Here is a 9,794-nt window from a genome sequence, read left to right on the forward strand (position 1 = left end):
CTCTTTTTTTGTTAATTGAGTAAAATCAATAACTTATATGATAAGTAATAATATTCTATCAAATGAAATTGTTTATGTTTTCACACACTAAATTGGCCATATCTATTCTCGCTTTTACTGTGGCCGAAGCGATATGAGGCATAATCAACACGTTAGATAATTGAAACAACTCATGTTCTGGCGAAAGAGGCTCTGGAGATGTCACATCAAGGCCCACAGAGTGTAAATGGCCTTCCTTTAGCACTTTTACTAGGGCATCCTGATTAATAACTTCACCGCGCGCCGTATTGATTAGAATAGCGTCAGCTTTCATTTGGCGAAGCTCGTTTTCTCCAATCAGTTCACGGGTGTCATCAGTGAGAGGACAGTGAATCGAGATAATATCTGAGTCTTTTAAAAGTGTCGTAAGGTCAACTCGCTTTGCTGCAAACTCTGGCTTCTCGCTTGGGCCAAAATATGAAACTTCCATCTCAAGCCCTTTGGCACATAGGCGAGCAAACTCTTGACCAATCTTTCCTGGGCCAATGATTCCAAGCTTAAGTCCCTTAAGTGATTTTCCTAGAAAACCCATTGGCTCCCAGCCTCTCCATTTTCCTTGCTTGGCATTTTCATATGCTGGAATTATTTTACGAGCACACGCTAGTAGTAGAGCGAATCCAAGTTCGGCAGAGGCATCGGTTAGCACATCCGGAGTGTTAAAAACTTTTATTGCTCTATTTTCACATTCTTTTAAATCAATATTATTAATCCCAACTGCATACTGGGAAATCACTTTAAGCTTAGGGCATTGGTCGAGAAGATTCTTATCAATCTTGTCACTTAACATTGTGATGAGAGCATCCGCTTGCGATGCTTTTTTTACTAGAATATCATAGCTAATTGGTCCATCTCTCTTGTCGTCCCAGACCTCTAGTGAGTGTCCAGAGTCAAGTAATAGCTTGAAAGAAGCATCAATAATTGTTTTAGTACAGAATATGTGGGCCATAGATGTTTGACCTTGTTAAAAAAATCAGGTTGCTAAATTTTGGTTTTATTGAAATCATATAAGTCTAATTCTTTTATTTATCATTTGGCAAGGAGGCCTTAATGAAACATATTATTGGAACGACTGCGCGTTTTGCAGTTACTCTATCTCTTCTTAGTGGTTTTGCAACGAATGCTGCTACTATTGCAATTATCGATTCTGGTACAGATATGAAACATGAACTTATTGCTCCAAAGGCATGGGTTAATGATCTTGAAATTCCTGATAACGGACGTGATGAAGACCGCAATGGTTACCAAGATGATATCCATGGTTGGAACTTTGCTGAATCAAACAATCAAGTAATCGATTATAAATACCTTGGCACATTAAATGACGATATTCGTAAGTTCTTCACGGTACAAGCGAAAGCGATTAAAGGAACTGTTACAGAAGAAGAACTAACTTGGATGAGAACTATCGTGAAAAACGAGGAGTTCATTAAAAGAATTTCTATCTATGGTAACTTCATGCACGGAACACACGTTGCTGGTATTTCTGCAATGAAGTCTGATGATGCAAAAATCCTTGCTGTGAAACTTATTCCAACAGAAGTGAAACTTCCAGGACAAAAAATTGCTGAAGGTGCAGATAAAGGTTTCGTAGAAAAACTTGTTTACAAGGCGATTGATTTCTTAGCTGTTCAACAAATGACGATGATGGAAGAAATCGGTTATTACGTAGATGGACATAAAGCACGTGTTGCCAATGGGTCTTTTGGTACTGGTTATCCTCAGGCTAAGATGATTGTTGAAACTGTTTATAAACAAGTACTGAAAAAAGAACCAGCACCGGAAGATGTTGAAAAGTTTGCAAAGTACTTCATTAATGCTCTTGTAAAAGAAGGAATCAGAATGCCAAAGGCCGCACCAAATACTCTATTTGTATTTGCCGCTGGTAATGATGGTCTTGATAACGATACATACCCAACAAGTCCAACTAACGTACAAGCTGATAATGTTATTTCTGTTGCAGCTACAATTGATTACAATGCAATCGCTCCATTTTCTAACTATGGAAAAACGATGGTAGACGTTGCTGCTCCAGGTGTTGCAATTAGATCAGCAGCTCCAGGGAATGAGTACATTCAAGTATCAGGTACATCTCAAGCAGCGCCATTTGTTGCTGGTGTAGCAGGAAAAATTCTTGATACAAACCCAGAGCTTTCTCCACTTGAGGTTAAGAAAATCATCATGGGAACAGTTGATAAGAAAGACTTCCTTACAGGAAAAGTTATTACAAACGGTATTGTAAATCTTGGACGTGCAGTAAGAGCTGCAGATATTTCAAGATCATCTTCTGTTGATGAAGCGATCAAGATCTCTCTAAACGAAGTCAATGATGTTCCAACATCAGAGTCTGTCTTGAAGCCAGTTATGGTTCCAGGAATGATTCTTCCTCTACCATCACAATTTAAATAGAAATTAAAAAGGGCACAAAATGTGCCCTTCTATTTTTTAGTAGTCGTATTTTTCTGCACAGAAGTATCTGTTGTCCCACTCATAATCATTAAGATCATCTCTAACGTCGGCGCACATATCGTACCCCATTGCACATGAGTAAGAGTAGAATGTTCTTTCAACTCTATTTGTGTAGCTATCAACTAGTTCATAGTCACAGTTGTCATAATAGCTATATCTGTGTGAATAACCATTATATACATAGAATGGGTAATCATTGTAATAGTAATAACCGTTTGAATAACCAACAGTTATTCTTAGCCATCTGTTTTGATATACATAATTTCTATAGTTTCTTTGGTAGTCGCGTGAGCTATAGTATCTCGTCGTATGATGAGTGTATGTTCTGTTTGGCACATGTCTGTAAGAATTGTATCTTGGACTTGTTCTATCGTAACGACTTGTTCCTCTTGTGTCGTAACTCCCGTCACGTGATCTTCCCGTGTCGTAGTTTGGACGTGTGTCCCTATTGTAGTCATTGTATCTTGTTGAACCAGAGTTTCTGTTTCTATCTCTGTCTCTGTTTCTGTCTGAAGTATATGTTCCTGAACGTGGGCTTGTTCTGTCGTAACGACTTGTTCCTCTTGTGTCACAACTTCCATCTCTTGAATTACAGCGTGAAACTGATGAATTTCTACTTCCCGAGTTATTTCCTCTATTTCCTCTGTTATTTCTTTCCTGTGCTTCGACAGTCATTGAAAATACCAAGAGTGCAAGCAATAAAACCTTATTCATAATTCCTCCCATTAGTTATTGTTCTGGTAGTACAATGTTTAAAAACAAGATAAAAGATTTTTTTCTCGTGCTGTCTTTTTCTTCAAATTCTTACTTTTTATTTAATTGTGAAATCTTAGGCTAAGTAGCTAAATCTTATGAAGATTGTCTGATATGGCCTTAATATTCTTACAAGTAAAAAAATGATATGGTGCAAACTGCTACTAGTTTTCCTGTGGTTGCTGTGTTTTTTGGTCTGTCATATCATTTAGTATGGCAATAAAAATAACCCTCCTGATTCTTATTTCTTTGGCCTTACAAGCAAGGCCTTTGAAGGTCGGTTTTTTTGAACTGATTCCTCATACCTATGGTGATCAACATAAGAAGGTTGGTGGACCAATCATTGATTATTTTAATAAGGTTATGGCCGAAGTCGCTACTGATAGTGTTGATATCAAATTATTACCTTTGCCTCGCCTTATTACAAAACTCACTAAGAAGGAACTTGATATTGGTATTTTTCTTGCCAAGAATCCAAAACGTTTAAATGCGTTTGATTATCCTCGTATTGCTCTTTATGACATGGTTCCTTCAATTATTGTGTCTAAGAATTTTAAAGGTGATAGATATAACTTTGAAGATATTAAAATTTGTGTTTGGGAGGATGGTTATCTCCCTGAGCAGTTTAAATCACTAAAGAATAGTCTTTTTAAAATGACAGGAGAGCTTATTACTCAACGATGTCTTGAAATGATGAAAAATAAGCGAGTAGATGCTTTCTTTTCTCCTGACCATTTGTCATTAAAATATCATCTAAAAAAAATGAAGCTTCAAAATGACTATAAAGTTATACCTGTCGTTGGTGATCCAATAGGCCTGTATACAGTTTTTTCTAAAGGGCACGAAAAGTTGATCGAAAAACATGAAACGGCCTTAAAGAAAGTAAAAGAACAAGCTCGTTATGAAGATGAGTTTTATAAGTTTCTTGATTCTCTCGATTAATAAGTACCTGCTTCTCATTGACTTTTGAATTATTACTTAACAAAATAAGATATGCGTCTATATCTATTTTTACTTCTTTTTGTCGTGACTTCCTGTGGTCTAGGTATGGATCTCCCTGAACATGATGATCGATTTAATCCTATTGTAAACCAATTCAGAGAAGATATGCTTTTTTTTTGGGAATAATAGAAAAGTTGGAGAGGTGAAAATTGCCTTTCATGATCCAACGGATACCTTAAAAGTTTTTAATTTATTTCCTATACATTCAAATGTTAAGAATCCAGCTACAGTTGTTGCTGTGTGTGTTATTATTGGAGAGTCTAGTAATGATCTCGTAAAGGTTGGGGCCAAAATTATAACGGGTAAAAATTACGGAAATAAATATATCTTTGTTGATCCTGATTATGAATTTAAATCACTGGAAGAAGTAGAGTTGATTCTCTATCATGAATTAGGACATTGTTTGTTAGATAAAGAGCATGATGATACGTTTGTAATGCAAACAAGCAAATATCAATCAAGCTTTGGTGATTTTAGGTATTTTCATCTCAAGGAGTTTTTTACTGCTACTACTGATAATGTGAATTCTTTATCACTAAAAAATCGAATACAAGAGACAGATGAACTTGTCTTTTATACAAATTATTTTGCATTCGATAGTGAAGTCGATTATCAACTATATTACTCACCGACTGAGGATGAATATTTTAGATATTCGAATGCCACTTTAGTTGAATGAGCTTCTTCATTCCAGCTTCTTCGAATCGTCCATCGGCCTTTGTGACCTGTCCCTCATTGAGGCTTAGAGAGTGTCCCATTTTACTATAAGCTTCCTTGATTTCATTCTCAGGTACATAGAATGGAGGACCAAATTCTTTAGGGCCGTCGTGCTTATAGGTAAGAATGAGTAGGTGAGTGTCTCTTGTTATAAGAAGATTAATCTTTTCAAAATACTTCACTCTTAAGTCACTCGGTAGGGCCACGATACATGCGCGGTCATACAGAAAGTCGATGTGTCCTATTTCATGCTTCGTCATTTCAAAGAAGTCGCCGAGGTAGTAGTGAAGATCTCCTGCGCGGTAAATTTCATGATGAGTATTTTTTTCTATTTGAAAGTTAATTTTATTTTCTTCAAAGAATTCTTTGGCAGCAATAGGGGAGAGTTCATTGGCAATGACAGTAGCTCCGCGTTCTAGGAAGTAGATAATATCAAGACTTTTTCCTGCAAGTGGAATCAGTACAGTTTTACCTTTTAAATCGATATTTTCAAAATGCTCGACCATAGTCTTATTATAAGCACTTTGATGAAACCCAATTCTTTTTTCTTTCCAGGCCTCAAGCCACAACTCTTTTTCCATGCTATTTCCAAATAAAAAAAGGGGAGAACAATGTCTCCCCGATTTATAATATATCAAATCTAATTAAGATCCGCACATCTCACAGTTTTCTGGATTCTCTAAAGAGCATACCATTGCAGCTGCATTCTCCTCAGTCGTCTTTGCTGGAGTATCATTTTGAACAGTAAACTTAACAGCGTTAACTGCAGCTCTTGTTCTTAGGTAGTACATACCAGTCTTAAGACCTTTCTTCCATGCGTAGAAGTGCATTGAAGAAAGTTTTCCAAAGTTTGGCTCTTGCATGTGGATGTTCAGTGACTGACCTTGGTCAATATAAGGTCCACGACCAGCTGACATGTCGATTACATGCTTTTGCTTAACTTCCCAAACTGTTTTGTATAGAGCTTTTAGCTCTTCAGGAATCCTTGCAATTGATTGGATTGAACCATTGTTAGCGATAATTTCATTTCTTAATGAATCATCCCAAATTCCTGCTTCGATTAAATCTTTTACTAGGAACTTATTAACAACAGCAAATTCTCCAGAAAGAACACGTCTTACATAGATATTTGAAGTGATCGGCTCAAAACACTCATTATTCCCAAGAATCTGTGATGTCGATGCTGTTGGCATTGGAGCAACAAGAAGTGAGTTTCTTACTCCATACTTTTTAACTTCGGCTTTTAGCTCTTCCCAGTTCCATCTTCCAGAGTGAGCTTTGTGGTTCCACATATCAAACTGGAAAATGCCTTGGCTCATTGGAGAACCTTCATAAGTTTCGTATGCACCCTCAACAGCTGCAGCATCTTTAGAAGCTGTCACGGCCGCGAAGTAAATTGTTTCAAAGATGTCATTGTTTAGTTGAAGAGCTGCATCACTTTCAAAAGGAAGTCTCATCATAAAGAATGTATCTTGAAGACCTTGAACACCTAGACCAATTGGACGGTGTCTCATGTTAGAGTTACGAGCTTCAATTACTGGATAGTAATTAACATCGATAATTCTGTTAAGGTTCTTAGTCATACGGTAAACGATTCTAAATAGTTCCGCGTGATCGTATGTTCTAACTCCATTTTCTTCTTTAACAAATCTGTTAAGAGCAACTGAAGCAAGGTTACAAACCGCAACTTCATCTGGTGCTGTATACTCAAGAATTTCAGTACAAAGGTTTGAAGATTTAATTGTACCAAGATTCTTTTGGTTTGATTTCTCGTTCGCAGCATCTTTGTAAAGCATATATGGAGAGCCTGTTTCAACTTGTGATTCAAGAATTGCAAACCATAGGTCCTGTGCTCTAATTGTTTTCTTCGCTTTTCCTTCTGTTTCATAGCGAGTGTAAAGCTCTTCAAATTTTGCACCATAAGTATCAGCAAGACCTGGACACTCGTGTGGACAAAATAGTGACCACTGTCCATCTTCTTCAACTCTCTTCATAAATAAGTCAGGTGTCCACATAGCATAGAAAAGATCTCTTGCTCTTTGCTCGTCTTTACCTGTGTTCTTTTTCATTTCTAAGAAATCGAAAACATCCGCGTGCCATGGCTCAAGATAGATTGCAAATGAACCTTTTCTCTTTCCACCACCTTGGTCAACATATCTTGCAGTATCGTTAAATACTTTAAGCATTGGAACGATACCATTACTTGTTCCGTTAGTTCCCTTAATGAAAGAACCTTTAGCTCTGATGTTGTGAATCGAAAGACCAATCCCACCAGCTGATTGAGAAATTAAAGCCGTTTGCTTTAATGTATCGTAAATACCATCAATAGAATCATCTTTCATTGTTAATAGGAAACATGATGATAACTGTGGCTTAGGCGTTCCAGAGTTAAACAGAGTAGGAGTCGCATGTGTGAAATATTTCTCACTCATAAGATCATATGTTTCAATCGCAGAATCAAGGTCATTCATGTGAATACCAACAGATACTCTCATAAGCATTTGACCTGGTCTTTCTACGATATTTCCATTCATTCTAAGTAGGTAAGACTTCTCTAGCGTTTTAAATCCAAAGTAGTCATAGTTGAAATCTCTCTTGTCATCAATTGCAGTATCAAGTCTTTCTGCATTTGCCATAACAACATCGTAAAGTTCTTTAGAAACTAGAGGAGCGTGCTCACCAGTTTTTGGATTCACAAAGTTATACATCTCTTTGATGTTTTCAGAGAAGCATCCACGAGTTGCTTTATGTAGGTTTGATACAGCAATTCTTCCCGCTAGCGTATTGTAGTCTGGGTGCTTCGTCGCTAGGTATGCAGCAGTTTCAGCAGAAAGTTGATCAAGCTCTTTAGTTGTAATTCCATCATAGATTCCCTCAATTACTTTTTGTGTAATAAGTGTTGAGTCGATGTGGTTTGAATCTAGACCAAAAGTTAGTCCTTCAATTCTATCTGTAATCTTATCAAATTTTAATGGTTCTCTTTCGCCACTTCTTGTTAATACGTACATAAAATTAAAACTCCGCGTCTAATGTAAAGTTGTTAAGTGATTTTTCTGATTTAACTCCTGCCTTTTGGTATTCAGAAACACGTTTTTCAAAGAAGTTTGTCTTACCTTCAAGAGAAATTAGCTCCATCCAATCAAATGGGTTTGTCGAGTTGAAAACTTTGTCACATCCTAGTCTATCAAGCCAGAAGTCACACACGTATTCGATATATTGAGTCATCAGGTCAGCATTCATTCCAATCAGTGACACTGGAAGCGCTTCTGTAATAAACTCTTTTTCGATCTCAACGGCCTCAGTCATAATTCTTGTAATAGCTTCTTTAGATGCTTTTTCTTCATCAGAAAGCAGTGAGTGCATAAGTACTGCGAATTCACAATGTAGACCTTCGTCGCGAGAGATAAACTCGTTCGAAGTACAAAGACCAGACATTAATCCACGCTTCTTAAGCCAGAAGATTGAACAAAATGAACCAGAGAAGAAAATACCTTCGATAGCTGCAAAAGCAACAAGTCTTTCTGCGAATGAGTTTTTAGAAGAAATCCAGTTCAGTGCCCATTTCGCTTTTTTAGAAACACATTCAAAGTTTTCTACTGCATGAAAAAGCTTATCTTTTTCAGCAGCGTCTTTTACATATGTATCAATTAAAAGAGAGTAAGTTTCACTGTGGATATTTTCCATCGCAATTTGAAACCCATAGAAACATCTTGCTTCTGGGATTTGTACATCGTTGTAAAATCTTTGAGCTAAGTTCTCGTTAACGATTCCATCACTTGCTGCAAAAAATGCAAGAACATGCTTAATGAAATGTCTTTCATCGTTGTTTAACTTTTCCCAATCAGAAAGGTCAGGTACTAGGTCAATTTCTTCAGCAGTCCAAAAAACCGCCATGTGATTTTTGTACATCTCCCATACTGAGTGGTACTTAATCGGAAAAAGAACAAATCTATCTTCATTTGGAGCTAGAATTGGGTCCACGAGAATCCTCCTTAACTTGTGCAAAACGTCTCTAAACGTATACTTAAATTTAATTATTTAGCGTGTGTGTTGTGTTAATTTAATGTTATTCTTAGGATGTCCCAAATGCAATATACAACCAGTCAAAACGGTTATTATTCCAAGCTTTACAGGCCGCGAAAAACCATAGGTGAAAAGGTCGGCCATTTGCAACGTACGATAAATAGGGGCGTTTGCTCAGCTCTACTTCAAAACAAGTATAAAAATTATCATCTCAAAAATTCTTACATCTAATTTTTTATCAGTTTTAAAAGGCCATGACGCACCATGGTTACACAATATATAGTGGGGGACAGTTTTTTGACGATACAAGATATAGGTGATTCGTGCAGCGTGTAACAATAAAATATTATTAAATTTTTTAAAAATAAGCCGAAAAGTGAACATCGGAGTTTTGATGGATTTAATAGTAATTGATGACGACAAGTTTATGAAGAAAGTTTTTGACATGATTTTAAAAGATCAAGGGCTTAACTATTGTGTATACACCAATCCTCATGAGGGTATTGTTGCTGTAGAGAACGATTCACCATGCTGTGTTGTTGTTGATTATATCATGCCTGATTTGCGAGGGGATGAGCTCATAATTAAAGCGAGCCAAAAGCTTCTATTTAAGAAATCAAACTTTATCATGATTACTGGCGAAGCAGTTGATGAGATGGCAAGGATGAAGTTTATGACTCTTGGGTTTCAATACGTCTTTGCTAAGAGTGATATCAAGTCGCCGATATTCTTAGAGACAATAAAAGAGCTTATTGCAGATAAGAAAGCTGCGTAAACTGCTCCAGTTAAATGGG

General features: G+C 36.8%; 9 protein-coding genes. 4 read left to right on the plus strand and 5 right to left on the minus strand.

Annotation, left to right across the window (positions count from 1 at the left end; genetic code table 11):
• Positions 1–58 precede the first annotated feature (58 nt).
• On the minus strand, positions 59–985 hold the full coding sequence (locus tag M900_RS01240; RefSeq protein ID WP_021272958.1) for a D-glycerate dehydrogenase: 927 nt from the start codon (positions 983–985) through the stop codon (positions 59–61).
• Positions 986–1,086: 101 nt separating this feature from the next.
• On the opposite strand from M900_RS01240, the gene M900_RS01245 reads away from it, so the two are divergent.
• Positions 1,087–2,445, plus strand: coding sequence for a S8 family serine peptidase (locus M900_RS01245; RefSeq protein WP_021272946.1), 1,359 nt, complete (start codon positions 1,087–1,089; stop codon positions 2,443–2,445).
• A 36-nt stretch (positions 2,446–2,481) separates the two neighbouring features.
• Here the strand turns inward: M900_RS01245 and M900_RS01250 are convergent, their stop codons facing one another.
• The gene (locus tag M900_RS01250; RefSeq protein ID WP_034730710.1) at positions 2,482–3,219 is read right to left on the minus strand and encodes a hypothetical protein; all 738 of its coding nucleotides are present in this window, start codon (positions 3,217–3,219) and stop codon (positions 2,482–2,484) included.
• A 252-nt stretch (positions 3,220–3,471) separates the two neighbouring features.
• On the opposite strand from M900_RS01250, the gene M900_RS01255 reads away from it, so the two are divergent.
• Together M900_RS01255 and M900_RS01260 are read left to right on the plus strand one after the other, a co-directional pair.
• Positions 3,472–4,200, plus strand: a complete 729-nt coding sequence (locus tag M900_RS01255; RefSeq protein WP_021272973.1) for an ABC transporter substrate-binding protein — start codon at positions 3,472–3,474, stop codon at positions 4,198–4,200.
• A 202-nt stretch (positions 4,201–4,402) separates the two neighbouring features.
• Complete coding sequence (locus M900_RS01260; RefSeq protein ID WP_021273009.1) at positions 4,403–4,939, plus strand: hypothetical protein; 537 nt, start codon at positions 4,403–4,405, stop codon at positions 4,937–4,939.
• Here the strand turns inward: M900_RS01260 and M900_RS01265 are convergent.
• The 3 genes from M900_RS01265 to M900_RS01275 form a co-directional block, all read right to left on the minus strand.
• Entirely contained in the window at positions 4,908–5,558 is a 651-nt protein-coding gene (locus tag M900_RS01265) for a thiopurine S-methyltransferase Se/Te detoxification family (RefSeq protein WP_021272995.1), read from the minus strand. The two genes, M900_RS01260 and M900_RS01265, sit on opposite strands and share 32 nt — an antisense overlap.
• 63 nt (positions 5,559–5,621) lie before the next feature.
• A complete protein-coding gene (locus M900_RS01270; RefSeq protein WP_021272991.1) occupies positions 5,622–7,985 on the minus strand; it encodes a ribonucleoside-diphosphate reductase subunit alpha in 2,364 nt (787 codons plus the stop codon).
• A 4-nt stretch (positions 7,986–7,989) separates the two neighbouring features.
• Positions 7,990–8,958, minus strand: a complete 969-nt coding sequence (locus tag M900_RS01275) for a ribonucleotide-diphosphate reductase subunit beta (protein WP_021273013.1) — start codon at positions 8,956–8,958, stop codon at positions 7,990–7,992.
• Positions 8,959–9,394: 436 nt separating this feature from the next.
• Here M900_RS01275 and M900_RS01280 point away from each other — a divergent pair, with 436 nt between their 5' ends.
• Positions 9,395–9,775, plus strand: a complete 381-nt coding sequence (locus tag M900_RS01280; protein WP_021272998.1) for a response regulator — start codon at positions 9,395–9,397, stop codon at positions 9,773–9,775.
• Positions 9,776–9,794: the final 19 nt, after the last annotated feature.

Origin of the sequence: Bacteriovorax sp. Seq25_V, assembly GCF_000447795.1 — a bacterium.
GTDB lineage: Bacteria > Bdellovibrionota > Bacteriovoracia > Bacteriovoracales > Bacteriovoracaceae > Halobacteriovorax_A.